General features: G+C 72.4%; 15 protein-coding genes and 1 tRNA gene. 4 read left to right on the forward strand and 12 right to left on the reverse strand.

The window, feature by feature from the left end:
* Positions 1-29: 29 nt before the first annotated feature.
* Both ACZ6AA_RS23935 and ACZ6AA_RS23940 read right to left on the reverse strand, forming a co-directional pair.
* Positions 30-3,917, reverse strand: coding sequence for a Pls/PosA family non-ribosomal peptide synthetase (locus ACZ6AA_RS23935; protein WP_471459854.1), 3,888 nt, complete (start codon positions 3,915-3,917; stop codon positions 30-32).
* 234 nt (positions 3,918-4,151) lie between these two features.
* A tRNA-Pro gene (locus tag ACZ6AA_RS23940) sits at positions 4,152-4,228 on the reverse strand.
* Positions 4,229-4,355: 127 nt separating this feature from the next.
* On the opposite strand from ACZ6AA_RS23940, the gene ACZ6AA_RS23945 reads away from it, so the two are divergent.
* Both ACZ6AA_RS23945 and ACZ6AA_RS23950 read left to right on the forward strand, forming a co-directional pair.
* Positions 4,356-5,078: a transketolase gene (locus tag ACZ6AA_RS23945; RefSeq protein ID WP_468483690.1), complete on the forward strand. Its 723-nt coding sequence runs from the start codon at positions 4,356-4,358 to the stop codon at positions 5,076-5,078.
* 48 nt (positions 5,079-5,126) lie between these two features.
* Positions 5,127-6,023, forward strand: coding sequence for a transketolase family protein (locus ACZ6AA_RS23950; RefSeq protein WP_471459856.1), 897 nt, complete (start codon positions 5,127-5,129; stop codon positions 6,021-6,023).
* Positions 6,024-6,187: 164 nt separating this feature from the next.
* On the opposite strand, the gene ACZ6AA_RS23955 is transcribed toward ACZ6AA_RS23950, so the two are convergent.
* The 3 genes from ACZ6AA_RS23955 to ACZ6AA_RS23965 all read right to left on the reverse strand — a co-directional run bounded on the left by ACZ6AA_RS23955 (position 6,188) and on the right by ACZ6AA_RS23965 (position 9,164).
* Positions 6,188-7,573: an MFS transporter gene (locus ACZ6AA_RS23955; protein ID WP_468461945.1), complete on the reverse strand. Its 1,386-nt coding sequence runs from the start codon at positions 7,571-7,573 to the stop codon at positions 6,188-6,190.
* A 182-nt stretch (positions 7,574-7,755) separates the two neighbouring features.
* A complete protein-coding gene (locus ACZ6AA_RS23960) occupies positions 7,756-8,112 on the reverse strand; it encodes an MmcQ/YjbR family DNA-binding protein (RefSeq protein ID WP_468461898.1) in 357 nt (118 codons plus the stop codon).
* A 74-nt stretch (positions 8,113-8,186) separates the two neighbouring features.
* On the reverse strand, positions 8,187-9,164 hold the full coding sequence (locus ACZ6AA_RS23965) for an alpha/beta fold hydrolase (RefSeq protein WP_471459858.1): 978 nt from the start codon (positions 9,162-9,164) through the stop codon (positions 8,187-8,189).
* A 254-nt stretch (positions 9,165-9,418) separates the two neighbouring features.
* On the opposite strand from ACZ6AA_RS23965, the gene ACZ6AA_RS23970 reads away from it, so the two are divergent.
* Positions 9,419-12,925, forward strand: a complete 3,507-nt coding sequence (locus ACZ6AA_RS23970; protein ID WP_471459860.1) for a ThuA domain-containing protein — start codon at positions 9,419-9,421, stop codon at positions 12,923-12,925.
* Entirely contained in the window at positions 12,922-13,773 is an 852-nt protein-coding gene (locus tag ACZ6AA_RS23975) for a sugar phosphate isomerase/epimerase family protein (protein ID WP_471459862.1), read from the forward strand. Before ACZ6AA_RS23970 ends, ACZ6AA_RS23975 begins: the two co-directional genes overlap by 4 nt.
* 26 nt (positions 13,774-13,799) lie before the next feature.
* Here ACZ6AA_RS23975 and ACZ6AA_RS23980 read toward each other — a convergent pair whose 3' ends face one another.
* From ACZ6AA_RS23980 to ACZ6AA_RS24010, 7 genes are all read right to left on the reverse strand, one after another.
* Positions 13,800-14,633, reverse strand: coding sequence for an ABC transporter ATP-binding protein (locus tag ACZ6AA_RS23980; RefSeq protein WP_471459864.1), 834 nt, complete (start codon positions 14,631-14,633; stop codon positions 13,800-13,802).
* A gap of 37 nt (positions 14,634-14,670) precedes the next feature.
* A complete protein-coding gene (locus ACZ6AA_RS23985) occupies positions 14,671-15,705 on the reverse strand; it encodes an ABC transporter substrate-binding protein (RefSeq protein WP_471459866.1) in 1,035 nt (344 codons plus the stop codon).
* 19 nt (positions 15,706-15,724) lie between these two features.
* Entirely contained in the window at positions 15,725-16,591 is an 867-nt protein-coding gene (locus ACZ6AA_RS23990) for an ABC transporter permease (RefSeq protein ID WP_471459868.1), read from the reverse strand.
* Positions 16,592-16,850: 259 nt separating this feature from the next.
* The gene (locus ACZ6AA_RS23995; RefSeq protein WP_471459870.1) at positions 16,851-17,750 is read right to left on the reverse strand and encodes a LysR family transcriptional regulator; all 900 of its coding nucleotides are present in this window, start codon (positions 17,748-17,750) and stop codon (positions 16,851-16,853) included.
* 180 nt (positions 17,751-17,930) lie between these two features.
* Positions 17,931-19,127, reverse strand: a complete 1,197-nt coding sequence (locus tag ACZ6AA_RS24000; protein ID WP_471459872.1) for a glycine C-acetyltransferase — start codon at positions 19,125-19,127, stop codon at positions 17,931-17,933.
* 85 nt (positions 19,128-19,212) lie between these two features.
* Entirely contained in the window at positions 19,213-20,241 is a 1,029-nt protein-coding gene (gene tdh, locus ACZ6AA_RS24005; RefSeq protein WP_468461914.1) for an L-threonine 3-dehydrogenase, read from the reverse strand.
* Positions 20,242-20,445: 204 nt separating this feature from the next.
* Positions 20,446-21,639, reverse strand: a complete 1,194-nt coding sequence (locus ACZ6AA_RS24010) for a Gfo/Idh/MocA family protein (RefSeq protein ID WP_468461916.1) — start codon at positions 21,637-21,639, stop codon at positions 20,446-20,448.
* Positions 21,640-21,730 lie beyond the last annotated feature (91 nt).

Here is a 21,730-nt window from a genome sequence, read left to right on the forward strand (position 1 = left end):
CGTGCTGTCCCGCGACGCGGCCCGCCGCCTCAGGTGCGCCAGGCCTCGATCGGGTTGCCCAGCCAGCGGGTGTCCGCCGGAACCGACTCGCCCGCCATCACGAGGGACGCGGGTCCCAGGGTCGAACGGGCACCGATCTCACTGCCGGGCAGCACGATTCCGCCCGGGCCCAGCGTCGCGCCCGCACGGAGGACCACAGTATCCGTCCGCAGGATCCGATCATGGAAGAGGTGCGTCTGCAGGACGCTGCCCCGGTTCACGCCGGCGGCGGACTCAAGCGTCACGAGATCGGTCTCCGGCAGCCAGTAGCTCTCGCACCACACGCCCCGGCCGACGCGCGCGCCGAGGCCGCGCAGCCACAGGTTCATGACCGGGGTCCCGGGGACGGCTCCGGCGAGCCAGGGCACGGCGACCATCTCGACGAAGGTGTCCGCGAGCTCGTTGCGCCACACGAAGCCGCACCACAGCGGGTGCTCGCCGGTGCGGTGGCGGCCGACGAGCAGCCACTTGGCCACGATCGAGGCGAGGCAGCCGAGCGCCCCGGCGGCGAGCAGGACCGCCCCGGACAGCAGCGCGGCGAGCCACAGGCCGTGGTCGGCGGCCGCGGCGAGCAGCGCCACCACGAAGATCACCAGGGCGGCCGAGCAGAACACCGGGACGATCCGGCAGGCCTCCACCAGCGCCCGGGCCAGCTTGAGCCGGGCGGGCGGCGCGTAGGTGCGGCTGTCGTCGGACCCGGCCGCCGCGCGCGGCAGCTTGACCGGCGGCAGGCCCAGGTAGGAGCTGCCCTTCTTGGCCTTCTTGGGGGTGGCCGACAGGACGCCGACCAGGCCGTCGTCGGGCACGGAGCGGCCGGGCGCGGTCATGCCGGAGTTGCCGAGGAAGGCACGGCGGCCGATCTCCGCGCGGCCGATGCGCACCCAGCCGCCACCGAGTTCGTACGGGGCGGTCAGGGTGTCGTCGGCGAGGAACGCGCCCTCGCCGACCGTGGTCAGGCTCGGCAGGGCGAGCACGGTGGACACCTCGGCGCCGCGTCCGATGCGCATGCCGAGCAGCCGCATCCAGACGGGGGTGACGAGCCCGGCGTACAGCGGGAAGAGCGTCTGCCGGGACAGGTCCATGAGCTGGGTGACGGTCCACGCCTGCCAGCCGATGCGGCTGTGGGTGGGGCGGGTGCCCGCGTGCAGGCCGAGGCTGAGCAGCCGGACGCCGACGAGGATCAGCAGGGCGTAGCCGAGGCCGAAGGCCAGGGTCGCGGGGGCGAGGGCGAGCAGCGCGCCGCGCACGGCCTCGCCGAGTGCGGCGTCGGCGGGCACGAAGACGCGGGCGACGAGCAGCGCGGGCACGGCGGCGGCGACCGGAAGGAGACTGAGGGCGATGCCCGTCATGCCGTACATCGCGCGCCAGTGCACGGCGCGCGGCGGCCGCTGCTTGGGCCAGTCGCGCTTGGCCTTGCCGAGCTTGCCCGCGGGCGATCCGGCCCAGCGCTGGCCGGTCGGGATCTGGCCGCGCACGGCGGAGCCGGGGGCGACCTCGGCGCGCTTGCCGACGCGGGCGCCCGGGAACAGGATGCTGCGGGTGCCGACCACGGCGCCCGCGCCGACCTTGATCGCGCCGATCTCCAGGCGGTCGCCGTCGAGCCAGTGCCCGGACAGGTCCACCTCGGTCTCGACGGCGCAGCCGCGGCCGAGCTTGAGCAGCCCGGTGACCGGCGGCAGCGAGTGCAGGTCGACCTCGGAGCCGACCTTGGCGCCGAGCGCGCGGGCGTACCGCTCCAGCCAGGAGCCGGTCAGGGAGGTCGCGCCGCTGTACTCGGCGAGGCGTTCGGCGGTCCACAGGCGCAGGTGCACGGAGCCGCCGCGCGGATGGCTGCCGGGCTGGACGCCGCGCAGCAGCAGCCGGGCGCCGCCCGCCGCGACGGCGAGGCGTCCGGGCGGGCTGTACAGGACGAGGACACCGGCGGCGATCAGCCACCAGGAGGCGGACGGGGCCCACGGGTAGGCGCCGAAGTGGTGCAGGACGTTGCCGAGCGCGGCGAGCGCGACCGTCCAGCGCAGCCCCACGAGAGTGAACAGCGGGAGCAGCAGCGCCACTTGGGCGGCCTGGGTCCGCAGGGGAACGGGGGCGATCTCGCGGGCGGCGCCGTCGTCCTGCGCGGACTTCTCCAGGCGGCGGGCGAGCTTGCGCAGGACGGGCCGCTCGTAGATGTCGATGACGGCGGCGCTCGGGTAGCGGGTGCGCAGCCGGGTGGTGAGCTGGGCGGCGGCGAGGCTGCCGCCGCCGATCGCGAAGAAGTCGTCGGACGCGCTGGTCACGGGGATGCCGAGGGTCTCGCTCCACTGCTCGGCGAGCCAGGCCTCGGTGCCGTACAGCTGCTCGGTCTTGCCGCCGGTGTCGAGGTCGGGCAGGGGCCAGGGCAGGGCGTTGCGGTCGACCTTGCCGGAGGTGCGGGTGGGCAGGTCCTCGACGGGGGCGAGCAACGGGACGAGGGCGGCGGGCAGTTCGGCGCGCAGCTTCTCGACGGCGGCCGCCTGGTCGAAGTCGTCCTGGGGGACGAGGTAGCCGACGAGCAGCTGGTTGCCGCCGCGTGCGGTGCGGACGGCGGCGGCCGCGCCCGCGACGCCGGGCAGGGCCTGGAGGGCGGCGTCGACCTCGCCGAGCTCGATGCGGCGGCCGCCGAGCTTGATCTGCTCGTCGGTGCGGCCGAGGAAGATCAGGCCCTCGGGGTCGGCCTTGACGAGGTCGCCGCTGCGGTAGGCGCGCCGCCAGCCCATCGACTCCAGGGGCGCGTACTTCTCCGCGTCCTTCTCCGGGTCGAGGTAGCGGGCGAGTCCCGCGCCGCCGATGACGAGCTGGCCGCTCTCCCCCATCGGCACGGGCCGGCCCGCCTCGTCGACGACGACCAGCTCCCAGCCGGTCAGCGGCAGCCCGATCCGGATCGGCTCGTCGCCGGTCATGAGGGCGGCGCACGCCACGACCGTCGCCTCCGTCGGGCCGTAGGTGTTCCACACCTCGCGGCCCTCGGTGACCAGGCGCTGGGTGAGCTCCGGCGGGCAGGCCTCACCGCCGAAGATCAGCAGGCGTACGTCGCCCAGGGCCTCGGGCTCCCACAGGGCGGCGAGCGTCGGCACCGTGGAGACCACGGTGATCTCCTGCTCCAGCAGCCAGGGCCCGAGGTCGGCGCCGCTGCGCACCTGTGCGCGCGGGACGGGCACGAGGCAGGCGCCGTGGCGCCAGGCCAGCCACATCTCCTCGCAGGACGCGTCGAACGCGACGGACAGACCGGCCATGACGCGGTCGCCCGGCCCGATCGGCTCCTCCTGGAGGAACAGGGCGGCCTCGGCGTCCACGAACGCGGCGGCGCTGCGGTTGCTCACCGCGACACCCTTGGGCTTGCCCGTCGAGCCGGACGTGAAGATGATCCACGCGTCGTCGTCGAGCCCGGGCCGCCCGGCCGGGACGTCGGCGGGCTTGTCGACGGTGAAGGCGTGCCCGGCGCCGATGACGGTCCGCACGTCGGCCTCGCCGAAGACGAGGTCGGCGCGCTCGTCGGGGTCCTCGGCGTCGACGGGGACGTAGGCGGCGCCCGCGGCGATGACGGCGAGGATCGCGACGTACAGCTCATTGGTGCCGCTCGGCACGCGGACGCCGACGCGGTCGCCCCGGCCGACTCCGGCGGCGTCAAGGCCGCGGCGCAGATGTTCCACCTCGGCGGCCAGGGCGCGGTACGTCAGCTGGCGGGTGCCGTCGTCGAGGGCGGGTTCGTCGGGGTGTGCCCGCACTGTCGCGTCGAGGATGTCGACCAGGGTGCGCGGTTCGGCGGCGCTCCCCGTGGTGAAGAAGGCCGGCTCCTCGAACTGTTCGCTCATCTCCGCTTCGAGCAGGCTGAGCTCAGCGTTCGCGCGCGTGGCTTCCATCGGGTCCTATCGTCGAAGGCCGCGGATCCCCGGGTGCTCGCCGTGCCACTCCCGGTTTGCCTGGGGTTGTACGGTCCTGGAACCAAACATCCGGTCCTGAACCAAACAACCGGCATAGCCTAATCGCTTGACGTGAACGCGGCGCGGCGGAGTGAGCAAGGCCACCAGGGCGGCACCAACGGAAAAGGCCGCCCCCGCCTTACGGCGAGAACGGCCTCCGACCTGTGAAACACATGGTCGGGACGACAGGATTTGAACCTGCGACCCCTTGACCCCCAGTCAAGTGCGCTACCAAGCTGCGCCACGTCCCGTTGCCCGCTGACCTGGGGTTTCCCCTGGCCGAACGCGCACCGAAACAATACCGCACTCCGGACTGTGATCGCTCACGCCTTTCCTCCGCTTGACCTCAAGCCAAGTTCAAGTTGCACGCTCGTCGGCATGACGACGACAACGGAGCACACCTTCACGTACGCGGACCTCCCCCGCCTCATGGGCCTCATGACGGGCGACGAGAAGCACGGCCCCGCGGCGACGTCCACGCTGGACGCGCTGTGGGTGCTCTACGACCGCGTGCTCAGGGTCACACCCGCCGACGCGGAGGATCCGGGCCGCGACCGGTTCCTGCTGTCCAAGGGGCACGGTCCGATGGCGTACTACGCGGTGCTCGCGGCGAAGGGCTTCCTGCCGGTCGACTGGCTGGAAGGCTTCGGCGGGTACGACTCCCCGCTCGGACACCACCCGGACCGCGTCCTGGTCCCCGGCGCCGAGATCGGCAGCGGCTCCCTCGGCCACGGGCTGCCCCTCGCCGTGGGCACGGCCCTCGGCCTGCGGGCCCGGGGCCTCACCGACCCGCGGGTGTGGGTGCTCGTCGGGGACGCCGAGCTGGACGAGGGCAGCAACCACGAGGCCATCGCCTACGCCGGACCGGCCGGGCTCGAACAGCTGCACACCCTGGTGATCGACAACGCCTCTGCGTCCTACGCCCGCCCCGGCGGCATCGCGGCCCGCTTCGAGGCGGCCGGGTGGTCCGCGATCACCGTCGACGGCCGCGATCACGAGGCGCTGTACGCGGCCTTCACGGCGCCGCATCCCGGGCGGCCGCACGTGGTGGTCGCGCGCGTCGAGCCCAAGGAGTTCGCGGGCGAGCCCAAGTCCGCGTGACGCCCTCCACCTCATTCGCCCCTCTCCCCCCGGAAGGACAACCTCCCCATGGACACCATGCGTGACCGCTTCGCCCCCGTGATGGCGCGACTGCTCGACGAGGATCCGCGCGTCGCCGTCGTGCTCGCCGAGATCGGCAAGGACGCGTTCAAGGACGTGATGCGGACACATCCTGACCGGGTCATCAATGTCGGCATCAGGGAGCAGCTGCTCGTGGGTGCTGGTGCCGGGCTCGCCCTCGCCGGACTGCGGCCCGTCGTGCACACCTTCGCGAGCTTCCTGGTGGAGCGGCCCTTCGAGCAGATCAAGCTGGACTTCGGCCATCAGGACATGGGCGGCGTCCTGGTCAGCGCGGCCGCGTCGTTCGACTGGCCGGAGGGCGGCTTCACCCACATGTCGCCCGGCGATGTCGCGCTCCTCGACACGCTGGACGGCTGGACCGTGCATGTGCCGGGCCACCCCGACGAGGCCGAGACGCTGCTGCGGCACGCGGTCGCCGCGGGCGACGACAAGGTGTACGTGCGGCTTTCCGTGCAGGCCAACGCCGCGCCGATGGCGGTGGACGGCGTGGGGTTCCGCACCGTGCGGGAGGGGCGGGGTGGGGTCGTGGTCGCTGTGGGGCCGCTGCTCGATCAGGTGCTCGCCGCTACGGAGGGGATGGATGTGACGGTGTTGTACGCGACGACGGTGCGGCCGTTCGACGGGGCGGCCCTGCGGCGGGCGGTGTCGGGCGGGGTGGCCGACGTCGTGCTGGTCGAGCCGTACCTTGCCGGTACGTCTACGGCTGCCACGAACGACGCGCTGGTGGATGTGCCGCATCGGGTGCTTGGGCTTGGGGTGGGGCGGGGGGAGCTGCGGCGGTATGGGCGGGTTGAGGAGCATGTGCGGGCGCATGGGTTGGATGCGGGGTCGCTGCGCGGGCGGATCGGGGGGTTCTTGGGCTGAGGTGGGGTGCCCTGCCGGGGGCTCTCCCCAATCCCGCCCCTTCCCGAAACCGGGGGCTGCGCCCCCGGACCCCCGCTGTCGGCGCTCCGCGCCTCGCCCTCAAACGCCGGACGGGCTGGAACTTGGCCGGGGCGGGCTGGAAGCCGGCTGCACCGGCGAGATTTTCAGCCCCTCCGGCGTTTGAGGAGCGGGGGTCTGGGGGCGGCGCCCCCAGGATCGGGAAGGGGCGGGACCGGGGCGCCCCCGCGAGGCCCCACCCCCACCCGCACCAACCCCCGTATCGCAGGCACCCCCAACAACGCCCCACACACCACAAGCACCATCACCCCGCCCATCAACAACACCCGCTCCGCCCCGAACACGGCCGCCGCGGGCCCCGCCAACGCCTGCCCCACAGGCAACATCGCCAACGACCCCGCGACGTCGTAGGCGTGAATGCGATTGAGCACATCCGGCGGAACCTGCGTCTGCACACTGGTGGCCCACATCACCGCCCAGAACGACGTCCCCGCCCCCGCGACCACGGCCCCCACCACCATCAGCCCCACCCCGGCCTGCGCCCCGACGGATGCCGGGAACGCGGCGAAGCCGACGAGGGCGAACGCCCCTGCGCGCAGCATCCGCCGGGGCCGGAGCCGCAGGGCGATCACCCCTCCGATGACGGTGCCCGCGCCGAGGGCGGAGTTGACCAGGCCGTAGGCCCCCGAGCCGTGCTGCTCGACGACGGTGACGGCGACCAGCGGTGTCGTCGGACCCGTCACGGTGATCATCAGGACGCACCAGATGGCGATGACGCCCCACAGCCAGGTCCTGGCCCGGAACTCCCGCCACCCGACGGCCAGATCCTTCTTGAAGCCGAGGCTCGCCGCATGGCTGCCGGGCACGGCGGGCGGCAGCCTGAGGAGCAGCAGGCACAGGGCGCTCAGCGCGTACGTACCGGCGTGGGCGGCGAAGACGGCGGCGGGCGAGGCCAGGCCGACGAGGACACCCGCGACGGCGGGGCCCGCGAGCTGCGCGCCGGACTCGGCGACACGGATCACGCCGTTGGCCTTCTGCACGTCGGCGGCGAGCCGGGGCACGGTGCTGGCGACGCCGGGCTGGAAGACCGCTGCGGCGGCGCCGTTGACCGCGCCGATCAGGCAGATCTCCCACAGCACCACATGGCCGGTGAGGAAGAAGACGGCGGCGAGCGACTGGGTGACGAGGCGCACCGCGTCGGCGCCGATCATCAGGAGCCGGGTGCTGAACCGGTCGGCGAAGACGCCGCCGAAGATGACGAGGCTCGCGAAGCAGGCGGCGGTCGCGGCCATCGCGAGGCCCACGGCCCCGGCGCCGTACCCGTGTTGCAGCATCCCGGCGGCGAGGGCGACGGGCAGCATCGTGTCGCCGAGCTTGGCGATGGCCCGTGCCACGAAGAAGAGCCCGAAGTCCCGCGACCACAGCCCGCCCCCGGACCGCCCGGGGCCCCTGAGGCCGCCCCGAACCCCCGATTCCCCCGATTCCCCCAACCCGTCGGACTCCCCTGAATCCCCCGAACCCCCCGACGCCACCCCTGACATACCCGACCCGCCCCTCCGCTGAGCGCTGCTGACCGCTGACCGCCGACGGCACGACGCCGGATCATGCCACGCGATCGAGCCACACTCAGCCGGATTTACGCGCGGCCCGGACACCGCCCAGGTCACGACCCCGGCGGCCAACTCCGAGTCCCCCGGGCCAACACCGAGCCCCTCTACTCCCCAGCCGGAACCCCCAACTCCGGATAGCTGTCCAGCAATCGAGTCGGCGCCGCCTGTCGCCAGGAGTCGGCCAGGATGTCCGACAGTTCCTCCTGGTCGATGGCCTTCAGCCGGACACGGACCCAGGCGAAGCTCGCCTCGTGGTCCGCGATCCAGAACTTGTCCGGTTCGGCGAGCACCAGCTCGTCGCGTTCCAGCTTCGGGCAGCGGACGGCGATGGACGTCTCCTCCTCGGGGAGCGTGACGAACATCTTCCCGGCGACGCGGAACGTCGGCATGCTCCAGGCGAGCTTCTCCGTCGTGTCCGGCAGGGCGAGCGCGGTACGGCGTACATCATCGGCGTTGACCATGGCCAGAACCGTAGCCAAGCCGACTGACAATCGCCCGCCGGGCCGGGCCGCGGGCACCGGCGGCGGCCCCGGGCCTACGGGATCCGCGCGTCCAGCCACCCCGTGAGGTCCCGCTGCACCTCGTCCCGGTTCGTCTCGTTGAGGATCTCGTGCCGCGCGCCCTCGTACCCCTTCCAGGTCAGGTCCCGTACGCCCGCGTACCGGAAGTCCTCGAGGAGTTCGTACACGAGCGTCATCCCCTGGTTGCAGGGGTCCTCCGTGCCGACGGCGATGTGGATGGGCAGGTCGGCGGGGACGCGGGCCAGGTTCCGGGGGTCGTTGATCTTGCGGACGGCGTGCACCCAGTCCAGCGTGAGGCCCGCCGAGAAGGCGAATCCGCAGGCGTCGTCGGCCGCGTAGGCGTCGACCTCCGACTCGTCGCGGGAGAGCCATTCGAAGCCGGTGCGGCGGGGGTAGGGGTCGTTGAAGGAGGCGAAGAGCTCGGCGAGGAAGGACGACCGGGCCGCACGGCCGCCCTTGGCGATCTCCTCGCCGAGCCGCGCGGCGGCGACCTCGGTCTCGGCTCCGGGCAGCGAGCGGAACGTACCGGAGAGGATCAGTCCCGCGAGCGTGTCCGGATACTCCTGGGCGTAGTCCCGGGCGAGCAGGGAGCCCAGGCTGTGGCCGAGCAGGACGACGGGGACGTCCGGGTGCAGGGCGCGCACCTGGTCGCCGATGGCCTTGAGGTCGTCGACGATCGCCCGCCAGGCGTCGGCGCCGCTGTCGGGGTCGGCCGTGTCGGTCACGCCGTAGCCTCCGGTGGACCGCGCGGTGGCGCCGTGGCCGCGGTGGTCGGAGGCGACCACCCCGTACCCGTGCGCGACCAGATGGCGGGCGAACCGTTCGTAGCGCAGGCCGTGCTCGGCCGCGCCGTGCGCGATCTGCACGACGGCGCGGGGCCTGCTCCCGGCGGGCAGCCAGGTGTACGTGGCGACGGGCACGCCGTCCGGCGCGGTCACCAGCCCCGCGGTGTACGTGACCGGCGCCCCGTCGGCGTGGTCGTGGTCCGGCATCGGAGCACTCCTCTGCTGTGCGGTGGGACTCGTCTCTCCCGGCACACCCTCCCCCGCCAGTGGAACGTCAACCCCCGTGCCACCCCGTGCCCCACCGACCCATTGACCCTCCCGGGATGCGGAACCTACGCTGAACAACCTTGCGGAGTAAGCGCTTTCCACGGCGATCGGCCCACCGTTCCGCGCACTCCGCCGCGCACCAGCGACTCACCGCACACCCGGCTACCGGCAGCCGTCCAAGCCCAGGGAGCGCCATGAGTTCCACGCGAAGTGCCCGTGTGTCCAGACCCTTCACCGTCCCTCGCACCCTGTTCGCCCTGTTCACCCTGCTCGCCCTCCTCGTCGGCCTCGGCCTGTCCTCGCCGCCGCGCGCGGAGGCCGCCGCCGTCTTCCGGGTCCTGGTCTTCTCCAAGGTCACCAACTACCCGCACGAGTCCATCCCGGCGGGCATCGAGGCCGTCAAGAAGCTGGGCGCCGAGAACGGCTTCGAGGTGGAGGCGACCGACGACGCGGCGGCCTTCACGGACGCCAACCTCGGCCGGTTCCAGGCGATCGTCTTCAACAACACCAACTCGACGCCGGAGAAGGGCGACCTGCTGGACGCCGCTCAGCGCGCGGCCCTGCAGAAGTTCGTGCGCGGGGGCGGCGGCTGGGTGGGGCTGCACGCGGCGTCGGCGAGCGAGCGGGACTGGGGCTGGTACGAGGGGCTCGTCGGGGCGATCTTCGACAAGCATCCGCCGGTGCAGAAGGGCCGGGTCAAGGTCCTGGACCATGCGCACCCGTCCACGAAGGGGCTGCCGCAGCTGTGGGAGCGCGAGGAGGAGTGGTACAACTGGCGCGCCAATCCCACCGGGAAGGTGCACACGCTCGCGCAGATCAAGGTGCGTGACGGGGTCGAGGGGCTCGACGAGGGCGTGGACCACCCGTGGTCGTGGTGCCAGAACTACGACGGCGGCCGCTCCTGGTACACGGCCGGGGGCCACGCGTCCGCGGCGTTCTCGGAGCAGGCGTTCCTCAAGCATCTGCTGGGCGGCATCGAGTGGGCGGCCGGGGCGAAGGCGGGTGACTGCACGGCCACGAAGACGGGCGCGTTCCAGCGGACGCCGCTGGTCACCGAGGATCTCGCCGACCCCTTCGAGCTGGCGGTCGCCCCGGACCGGCGGGTGTTCTTCGCCCAGCGCACCGGCAAGCTGAAGGTGATCGACCAGGAGACGCTGAAGGTCACGACGGCGCTCGACTTCGCGTACACGCCGGAGATGACGAGCCAGTCCGACGGTCTGCTCGGCCTCGCCCTCGACCCTGACTTCGGCACCAATCACTGGCTGTATCTGCTGCACTCGGACAAGACCGAGAAACGCCTCAACCTGTCGCGGTTCACGGAGGCGGGCGGCAAGGTCGACCCGGCCTCGGAGAAGCGGCTCCTGACGATTCCGACGCTGCGCGGCGAGGGGCGGGCCAACTCCCACATGGCGGGCTCGATCGCCTTCGACAAGAAGGGCGAGCTGTACGTCGCGACGGGCGACAACACCGACCCGTTCGCGTCGGACGGCTTCACGCCGGTCGACGAGCGCGAGGGGCGCCGCGCCTGGGACGCGCAGGGCACCTCGGGCAACACCGACGACCTGCGCGGCAAGGTCCTGCGGATCACGCCGAAGGACGACGGGACGTACGCGGTGCCGGACGGCAATCTGTTCGCACCCGGCACGGCCAAGACGCGTCCCGAGGTCTACGCGATGGGCCTGCGCAACCCGTTCCGGATCACCACGGACCCGGTGAGCGGCGCGCTCCTCGTCGCCGACTACGGCCCGGACGCGCGGCAGGCCGTGCCCGACCGCGGCCCCGAGGGAACGGTCGAGTTCAACCGGATCACCAAGGCCGGGAACTACGGCTGGCCGTACTGCGTCGGCGACAACACCCCCTTCAACGACTACGACTTCGCGGCCCAGAAGCCCGGCGCGAAGTTCGACTGCGGCAAGCTCGTCAACGACTCGCCGAACAACACGGGCCTGCGGGACCTGCCGCCCGCGCGGGCCGCCGACGTCTGGTACGCCTACTCCGCCTCCGAGCGCTTCCCGGAGCTGGGCACCGGGGGCGGCGGCCCGATGAGCGGCCCGGTCTACGACTACGACGCCGACAACCCGTACCGGACGAAGTTCCCGGAGTACTTCGAGGGCAAGTGGTTCACGTACGAGCTGACCCGGCAGTGGTTCAAGGCGTTCTCGATCCAGGAGAAGGACCAGGAGTTCACCGATCCGCGGTTCCCGCCCGCCAAGGCGGGTGAGCCGCACTCGATCAACGGGATCTTCCCGGACATGAAGTGGAACCAGCCCTTCGACGCCGACTTCGGTCCGGACGGCGCGATGTACGTGATCGACTTCGGGCTCGGCAGCGGCACGGGCCGCGGCGGCAGCAACGAGGGCGCGGGCATCTACCGCATCGACTATGTGGCGGACAAGCGGCTGCCCGACGCCCGTATGAGCGCCACGCCCGACAACGGGAGGTCACCGCTCGAAGTCGCGTTCTCCAGCGCGGGTTCGGGTCTGCCCGACGGCAAACCGGTCACTTACGCGTGGGACTTCGACGGCGACGGCAGCACCGACTCCACGGCGGCGAACCCGACCCACACGTACACGAAGAAGGGCCGGTTCACCGCGCGCCTGAAGGTCACGGGGCCGGGCGAGCTGACCGCACTCGCCGTGCGGGAGGTCACCGTCGGCAACACCCGGCCGACGGTCACGGTCCAACAGTCGCCGGACGGCGGCATGTTCAGCTTCGGCGACACCGTTCCGTTCACGGTGAAGGTCACCGACCCCGAGGACCGGAAGATCGACTGCTCCAAGGTCGTCGTGCAGTCCCAGCTCGGCCACGACTCGCATCTGCACCCGCTGGACAACTACACCGGCTGCAAGGGCGAGATCGTCACGGACGCCGGGGACAGCCACGGCCCCGGCCAGAACCTGTACTACGGCATCACCGCCCAGTACACGGACAAGGGCGCGCCCGGCGTGCCCGCCCTCACCGGCTCCGACTCGCTGACCCTGCGGACCTCGCTGCGGGAGGCCGAACACCGCACGGCCACCGGGGGCGCGCACGGCGGCGCGGACACGGGCAGCCGTCCCGACGCGTCCGGCGGGAAGCGGCTCATCGAGATCGAGGACGGCGACTGGGTCGCCTTCGACCCGGTGCATCTGAAGGGCGTGGACTCGGTGACGGTCGGCGCGGCCTCCGGCGGGCTCGGCGGCGACATCGAGTTCCGGGCAGGCTCGCCGACGGGCAGGCTCCTGGGCAAGGTGACGGTGCCGAACACCGGCGGCTACAGCAACTTCGTCTCCCCCACCACGCAGCTCGCCCGCCACGACGGCACGACGAAGCTGTACGCCGTGTTCACCAACCCACAGTGGGCCGAGGACAAGCCGGACCTGTTCACCGTGGACTGGCTGCACTTCAACGGCCCCGGCGTGGAGAAGAGCCCGCATGCCCGGGTGACGGTCACAGCCGCCCCGGACAGCGGAGCACCGCCGCTCACCGTCCGCCTCACCGGCGAGCCGCAGCTGCCCGCAGGGCGCGAAGTCGCCTCGTACCACTGGGACTTCGGGGACAACTCCAAGCCGGGCACTCCGGAAGGGCCGACCGCGGAACACGCCTACCCGCGCGCGGGCGCGTACACGGCGCGGCTGACGGTGACGGACGACAAGGGCGACACGACGACCGGCTCGGTCCGGATCACCGTGCGGCCACCCGCGAAGGGAGGACAGCGATGAACGCGACCAGACGGGCCTTTCTCGGTACGTCGCTCGGGCTCGCGGCGGGTCTGGCGACGGGTGCCCCGGCGTGGGCCGCGGGCGGGCCGTGCCGTCGCATCCCGCGCGACGGCATCGGCATGCACCTCTACACCATGCGCACCGCCCTCGCGCAGGACTTCCCGGGCACGCTGGAGCGGCTCGCCGCCATCGGTTACGCGACGGTCGGCGTCAGCGGCCGTCACGGCCACTCGGCCGCCGCGATCCGGCGGATGCTGGACGCCGCCCGCCTGGACGCGGTCCTCGAACACGTCGCGTACGACGTCCTGCGCGGCCCCGGCCTCCACCAGGCCCTCGCGGACCTGCACACCCTCGGCGCCGCCTGGCCCGTCGTGCCGAGCCTGCCGGGCGCGCTGCACTCCCCCGCCGGATTCCGGGAAGCGGCACGGGAGTTCAACCGGATCGGGCGGGCGGCACGCGACGCGGGCCTCGGCCGCCTGCTCTTCCACAACCACGGCTCGGACCACGTCGTGGTCGACGGCGTGAACCTGTACGACGTCCTCCTCACGGAGACCGACCCGGACCTGGTCGGCTTCGAACTGGACGTGTACTGGGCCGTCAAGGGCGGCGCCGATCCCGGGAGTTGCTTCGTGCGGCACCCCGGGCGGTTCCCGGCCCTGCACGTGAAGGACATGGCCGCGGACGGGGGCTTCGCCGACGTGGGGTCGGGGACGCTGGACTTCGCGGCGATGTTCGACCACGCGCGCAGGGGCGGGGTGTGGCAGTGGCTGGTCGAGCACGACAGCCCCACGGACCCGTTCGCCACGGCACGCGGCAGCTACCGCTACCTGGCGGCGCTGCGCTACTGACGACGGCGGCGCTGGGCGCACCCTCCTCAGTCGTGCGCCCCCGCCGCCCCCAGCAGCTCCCGGATCCGCCCCGTCGCCGTGCGGAACTCGGACGTGGCGAGGGTGGCCGCGTACTCCCGTTCCCTGGGCAGGCGGACGTCGATGAGTTCAGTGATCGTGCCCGGGCGCGGGCTCATCACCACGACGCGGTCGGCCAGGTAGACGGCTTCGGGGATGGAGTGGGTGACCAGGAGGACCGTCGTGCCGGTCTCGCGCCAGATGCGGTGCAGCTCGACGTTCATCTGCTCGCGGGTGAGGGCGTCGAGGGCGCCGAAGGGCTCGTCCATGAGGAGGACGGGCGGCTCGTGCAGGAGGGCGCGGCACAGGGCGACGCGCTGTTGCATGCCGCCCGACAGCTCGTGCGGGAAGGCGTCCTCGAAGCCGTCGAGGCCGGTCATGCGGATCAGTTCGTCGGCCCGGGCGCGGGCCGCGGGCGCGGGGAGTCCGCGCATCTCCGCCTGGAGCAGGATGTTGCGGCGGGCCGAGCGCCAGTCGAGGAGGGCGGCGCGCTGGAAGACGTAGCCGATGTCGCGGCGCGGTCCGCGCACCGGCTCGCCGCCGAGCAGCGTCGCGCCCGCCGACGGCGCGAGCAGCCCGGCGACCAGCTTGAGGAGCGTGGACTTGCCGCACCCGGAAGGGCCGACGATGGCGACGAACTCGCCGCGCGGCACGTCGAGGGAGACGTCGGTGAGCGCGGTGACGTCCTTCCTCTTCGTGCGGAAGCGGACGGAGACGCCGTCCAGGCGGACGGCAGCCGCGGTGGCGGTCCGGCCGGGCGCCGCGTCGGACTTGTTCAGTGCCGTGTCGTTCACGGTCGTCATCCCCTGCCCCCGCTGTCCCCGGATCCCGTTGGCCGCGTCATCCCTCGACCCCGTTGGCCGCGTCCCAGTACTCGGCGACCGGCTTCGGGCTCTTGACCATGCCCGCCTCCGCGAAGACGTCGATCGTCCGCTTCCAGTCGGCCTCGGTGTTGGCGCCGGGCGCCTTGCCCCGCGTTGCGTCCGTGTGGAGGAGCGTCAGCGTGGTCTTGAACTGCCCCGACAGGACCTCGCGCGGCGGCAGTTGCTCGGACGCGCCCTCCATCGCGGCGACGGCGGGCTTCGGGGACTTCTCGGCGGCGGCCCAGGACTCGCTGACCGCCGCGGACATGCGCCGGGCGAGGTCGCCGCCGCGCCGCAGGGTCTTGGTCCCCGCGATCAGGCCGTTGGAGTAGAAGTTCAGGCCGTGCTCGGAGAAGCGCAGGTAGGAGACGTCCTTCTTGGCCTTGTCCCGCATGATCGGGCCCTGGTCGCTGGCGTAGCCGAGGAGTGCGTCGGTCCGGCCCGAGATCACCGCGGCGATCTTGCCCGCCGGGTCGGTGTTCTGGACCTGGACGTCGTCGAGGTCCATGCCGTTCTTCCGCAGGAAGATCGGGAAGGTCTTGGTGAGCGCGTCGCCCGCGGTGCCCGCGACGGTCCTGCCCCTGAGGTCGGCGGGCGCGTCGATGCCCTCGGCGGCGAAGGACTGCACGGACGCGGGTGTGGTCTGGAGGTAGACGCCGAGGCTCTTGACCTTGACGCCCTGGTCGACGCCCGCGAGGACGGCCGGGGTGTCGGCCCAGCCGAAGTCGGTGCGGCCCGTGCCCGTCGCCTGCACGGTCTTCTGGGAGCCCTGTCCGGCGCGTATCTCCAGGTCGATGCCGTGCTTCTCGAAGATCTTGCGCTGCTTGCCGTAGTAGAACGGCGCGTGCTCGCCGTACGGATACCAGTTGAGGGTGAGCGTCACCCTGTCCAGCTTCTCGCCGGAGTCGCTGACGGTGGTCTTGTCGTCCCCGCCGCAGGCCGTCGCGGTGACGGAGACCAGGAGCAGCGGGAGGAGGCCGGTGCGGAGTCGGTTTCTGCGCGTCGCGTGCATGGGGTCGGCCCTTCTCGCGTCAGAGCGTGATGGTGGCGGCGGTGTCGCGGCGGGACGCGTGCCAGGGCAGGAGCAGCTTCTCGGCGATCTCCACGAGGACGAAGAGGACGACGCCGATGAGCGACATCACGAGCAGCCCGGCGAACAGCATCGGGGTGTCGAGGTTGCCGTTGGCCTGCAGGATGACGTAACCGAGGCCTTCGTTCGCGCCGACGAACTCGCCGACGACGGCGCCGGTCACGGCCAGCGTGACGGCGACCTTCAGACCGGCGAACAGATGCGGCAGCGAGGCCGGGAAGCGGATCTTCAGGAAGGTCTGCCAGGGCCGGGCGCCCATGGTGGCGGAGAGCTGGAGCATCTCCGGGTCCACCGCCTTCAGCCCCGTCACCATCGAGATCACCACGGGGAAGAACGCGATGAGGACGGCGATCAGGACCTTCGGGCCGATGCCGAAGCCGAGCCAGACGACGAACAGCGGCGCGATGGCGATCTTCGGCACGACCTGGGCGAAGAGCAGGATCGGGTACAGGGTCTTCTCGACGGTCGACGAGTACACCATCACCACGGCGCTGAGGATGCCCACGCCGACGGCGATGAGGAAGCCGAGCAGGGTCTCGTACGTGGTGACCCAGCCGTGCTCCCACAGATAGCCGGGCTTGTCGACGATCACGTCGAGGGTGGCGCCGGGGGTGGGCAGGAGATACGACTCGACCCAGCCGGCGGCGGCGATCACCCACCAGGCGCCGAAGCACACGAGCAGCAGGACGAGCGGCCGCCAGGTCTTCTCGGCCGCGTCGAGGGCGCGGCGGCGCGGGCCGGGCCGGGTGCGCTCGGCGACACCCACCGCTTCCTTCGGGGCAGTACGGGACAGGACGCGCTGACTCACGGTGGACTCCCCGGAACGTCGGCGAAAGTCGTCAGGGCTACCTCGAGTTGCTGCCGGAACCGCCTCGCGAAAGCACCTCACGCGCCTCGCGCACGGCACGCACACCCTGCGCTCCACACGTTTCAGAAAGCGCTTTCTGACACGGTGTCCGCCACGCTAATGACTCGCCGACCACAGGGTCAATACGTCGTTGCGAAGTTCCGAACGCGGAATTCCGGTGGCGCGGCGGGGTGCCGGGCGAGGAGGGGGCCGCCGGGGGCTACTCCGCGGCGTCCCCCAGGGCGCCGAGCACCGGGGCGATCAGCGGATGCGTCTCCGCGCCGCGCCGCACGGCCGCGAACACCCGCCGCGTGGGCGTGATCCCGTCCACCGGCCGGACCACGGCCCCGGCCATGTCCATCCCGCGCAGCGCGGACCTCGGTACGAGGGCGACCCCGGCGCCCGCCGAGGCCAGCGCGACGACGGCCCGGAAGTCGTCCGACGTGTGCTCCAGGACCGGCTGGAACCCGGCCTGTTCGCAGGCCAGGACCACCACGTCGTGGCAGGGGTTGCCCGGGAACGGGCCGATCCACGGGTCCTTCGCCAGCTCGGCGAGCGGCACCCGCTCGCTGTCCGCGGCCCAGTGCCCCACGGGCAGGACCGCGTCGAACGGCTCCGCGTACAGCGGCACCCGCGTCAGCCGCGAGTCGTCCGCCCCGGGCGCACCCCGGTACTCCACGGCCACCGCGACGTCCACCTGCCGGTCGAGGACCATCGGCAGGCTGGCGTCGCCCTCGGCGTCCTGGACGCGGACGCGGATGCCGGGGGCGGTCTCCGCGAGGCGGGTGAGGGCGGGGGCGACGACGAGTCCGATGCCGGTGGCGAACGACGCGAGCGTCACCGTGCCCGCGCTGCCCGCGTCGTACGCGGCCAGCTCGGCCTCGGCGCGCTCCAGCTGAGCCAGCACGGCGTTCGTGTGCGCCAGCAGGATCTCGCCCGCCGACGTCAGCCGGACGCCCCGCGCCGAGCGCTCCACCAGGCGGTGGCCCGTCTCCTGCTCCAGGGCGGTGAGCTGCTGCGACACGGCGGACGGGGTGAGGTAGAGGGCGGCGGCCGCTGCGGTGACGGTGCGGTGGTCGGCCACCGCGCGGAGGATGTGCAGCCGACGCGCTTCGATCATGCGCCCATTCTCCCACCCGCCCACCCGCCCCAGACCGGGGCCGCGGCCCCGGCACCGGACGGGCTCAGATGCCGCCGGAGTGGGTCCAGGCAGTCCAGTGTGGGCGGGTGGGTGGGAGAGAGCCCGTCCGGCCATTGAGGACGAGGCGCGGAGCGCCGATCGGGGGCGCCCCACGAGGAGCTAGGCCAGCTCAGCCCGCGCCGCGACAAACGCGTCCACGGCCCGGTTCACGTCCTCCGTGGAGTGCGCCGCGGACAGCTGCACCCGGATACGGGCCTGCCCCTGCGGCACGACGGGGTAGGAGAAGCCGATGACGTACACGCCGCGCTCCAGGAGCAGCTCGGCCATGCGCCCGGCCACGGCGGCGTCCCCGATCATGACGGGTGCGATGGCGTGGTCGCCGGGCAGGATGTCGAACCCGGCCTCGGTCATCCGCGAGCGGAAGAGCGCGGTGTTGGCGGCAAGCCGTTCCCGCAGGTCACCGGCGGACTCAAGGAGGTCGAGCACCTTGAGGGAGGCGGCCGCGATCACCGGGGCGAGGGTGTTGGAGAAGAGGTAGGGACGCGAGCGCTGGCGCAGCAGGGCGACGATCTCGGCGCGCGCGGCGACATAGCCGCCGGACGCACCGCCGAGCGCCTTGCCGAGCGTGCCGGTGATGATGTCGACGCGGTCCATGACGCCGTGCAGCTCGGGCGTGCCCCGCCCGCCGGGGCCGACGAAGCCGACGGCGTGCGAGTCGTCGACCATGACCATGGCGTCGTAGCGCTCGGCGAGGTCGCAGATCTCGGCGAGCGGCGCGACGTACCCGTCCATGGAGAAGACGCCGTCGGTGACGACGAGCTTGCGCCGGGCGCCGCCCTCGGTGGCCTCCTTGAGCTGCTTCTCCAGGTCGGCCATGTCGCGGTTGGCGTACCGGAAGCGGCGGGCCTTGGAGAGCCGGATGCCGTCGATGATGGAGGCGTGGTTGAGGGCGTCGGAGATCACCGCGTCCTCGGCCCCGAGGAGGGTCTCGAAGACGCCGCCGTTGGCGTCGAAGCAGGAGGAGTAGAGGATCGTGTCCTCCTGGCCGAGGAAGGAGGAGAGCCGCGCCTCCAGCTCCTTGTGCACTTCCTGGGTGCCGCAGATGAAGCGGACGGACGCCATGCCGTAGCCCCAGCGGTCGAGCGCCTCATGAGCGGCGGCGATGACCTCGGGGTGGTCGGCGAGGCCGAGGTAGTTGTTGGCGCAGAAGTTCAGTACGTCGCCGGGGCGGCCCCCCGCGGTGACGGAGACCGTCGCGGACTGGGGGGTGCCGATGACGCGCTCGGGCTTGTGCAGTCCGGCGGCGCGGATCTCTTCGAGGTCGGCGGCGAGGGCGTCGCGTACGGAGTCGAACATCAGGGAGTCGTCCTTCGGGAGTGCGGAGGGTAGGCGGAGCCGGGGCTCAAGGGTCCGGCCGGGGTGCGAGCCGGTCCGGCCGGGCTCAGACGGTCCAGTCGAGGATGACCTTGCCGCCGCGGCCGCTCGCCGCGTCGTCGAAGGCCTCCTGGAAGTCCCGGTACCCGTAGCGTCCGGTGATCACGGGCGCGAGGTCGAGGCCGCCTTCGAGCAGCACCGACATGGCGTACCAGGTCTCGAACATCTCGCGGCCGTAGATGCCCTTGATGGTGATCATCGAGGTGACGATCCGCGACCAGTCGACGGCGAACTCCTCGGCGGGCAGGCCGAGCATGGCGATCTTGCCGCCGTGGGTCATGTTGGCGACCATGTCGCGCATCGCGCGCGGGTTGCCGGACATCTCCAGGCCGACGTCGAAGCCCTCGCGCAGGCCGAGTTCGCGCTGGCCGTCGGCGATCGTCGACTCGGCGACGTTGAGGGCGAGGCTGACGCCGGTCTTGCGGGCGAGCTGCAGGCGCTCCTCGCTGACGTCGGTGATGACGACGTGGCGGGCGCCCGCGTGCCGGGCGACGGCGGCGGCCATCAGGCCGATCGGCCCCGCACCGGTGATCAGTACGTCCTCGCCGACCAGCGGGAAGGACAGCGCCGTGTGCACGGCGTTGCCGAACGGGTCGAAGATCGCCGCGACGTCGAGGTCGACCTGCACCCGGTGCACCCACACATTGGAGGCGGGCAGCGCCACGTACTCCGCGAACGCCCCGTCGCGCCCGACGCCGAGGCCGACCGTCGCACGGCACAGGTGGCGGCGCCCGGCCAGACAGTTGCGGCACTTGCCGCACACCAGGTGGCCCTCGCCGCTGACCAGGTCCCCGGCCTTGATGTCGGCGACGTCCCTGCCAGTGTCGACGACCTCCCCGACGAACTCGTGGCCGACGACCAGCGGCGCCTCGATGGCCTGCTGTGCCCAGCCGTCCCAGGCCCGGATGTGCAGATCGGTGCCGCAGATCCCGGTGCGCAACACCTTGATCAGGACGTCGCCCGGGCCCACCTGCGGCTCGGGGACGTCCATCAGCCGGAGACCCGGCTCTGCCTTCTCCTTGACCAGCGCTTTCACGCGTCGGCTCCTGTCGTGCGTCTGGGGGGTGCCGGCGGCCCGTACAGCTCCTGTACATCCCGTACCGGTGACCCGCACCGGTCGCACACCGACGCACAGCAATCTTCCGTACCTCGCCGCGCGGGTCCATCGAGGATTTCTTAAGCGCGGCCGCAGCTTTCCTTCAGACCCCAGGCGGACCGCGCGTTCCCGGGCCCGGACGGGCTAGCGCGACTGCCCCCGATCGAAGTACGCGACCAGCTCCGGGTCGAGCTCCGGCACCGCGCGCGGCGCACCGCCGTCCCGCAGCGACTCGGTGGCCCGCACCCCCGCCGCGACGGCCATCCGCGCGGCCACCGGCGAGGTGTCGGTGACGCCGCCGTCCCGCGCGAACCGCACGAACTCGTCGACGAGCAGCGGATCCGCGCCGCCGTGCCCCGCTGTGTCCTCGGCGTTCTCGGCGTCCGGCACCGGATACTCCGCGTCGCCCCGCTCCCGGTGCGCCGAACGCCCGCTGTTCCACACCTTCACCACGCCGCCGGGGCCGTCGCCGAAGTTCTCCAGGCGGCCCGCGTCACCGATGACCGTGTAGTTGCGCCAGTAGTCGGGCGTGAAGTGGCACTGCTGGTAGGCGGCGAGGACCCCGTTGTCCAGACGCATGTTGACCAGCGACACGTCCTCGACGTCGATCACGGGGTTGAGGGCGCGCTGGGTGTCCGGCGGCCAGTGGCCGTCCTCGGTGTACCAGTCGTCGGCCTTGGGCTCGCCCGGGGCGCGGCGGTGCGGGTTGTCGCCGTAGACCATGAGGTCGCCGAGCGCCTGCACCCGCTGCGTGTAGCCGCCCGCGAGCCAGTGCAGTACGTCGATGTCGTGGGCGGCCTTCTGGAGCAACAGGCCCGTGGTGTACCGCCGTTCGGCGTGCCAGTCCTTGAAGTACCAGTCGCCGCCGTAGCCCACGAAGTGGCGCACCCAGACCGTCTTGACCGTGCCGATCTCGCCGCGCGCGACGATGTCCCGCATCAGCCGGACCACCGGCATGTGGCGCATGTTGTGCCCGACGTACAGCCGGGTGCCGCTCTCGTACGCGGCGCGCAGGATCGCGTCGCACCCCTCGACGTCGATGGCGAGGGGCTTCTCCACGAACACGGGCTTGCCCGCGCGCAGCGCCTCACAGGTCAGCTCGGCGTGGGTGTGGTCGGGGGTGAGGATCACCAGGGCGTCGACGTCGGGGGCCTCGGTGACCTCGCGGTGGTCGGCGGCGGTCCGGGCGCCGGGGAAGGCGAGGGCGGCGGCGGTGCGGGCGGCGGGGTCGTGGTCGGCGAGCGCGGTGACGCGGGAGCCCGCGCCGGGCCGGTGCGCGGTGCGGGCGAGGGAGCCGCGCAGGCCGTAGCCGAGGACGCCGAGTCGGAGGTCGGTCATGGGGTGCCTTTCGGGGGGGCGTGGCTGCGTGGATGCCGTACGGGAGGGGGCGCGAGGTGGATGCCGTGCGGAAGAGGGCGCGACGTAGGCG

This window comes from Streptomyces sp. NPDC040610 (assembly GCF_055594065.1).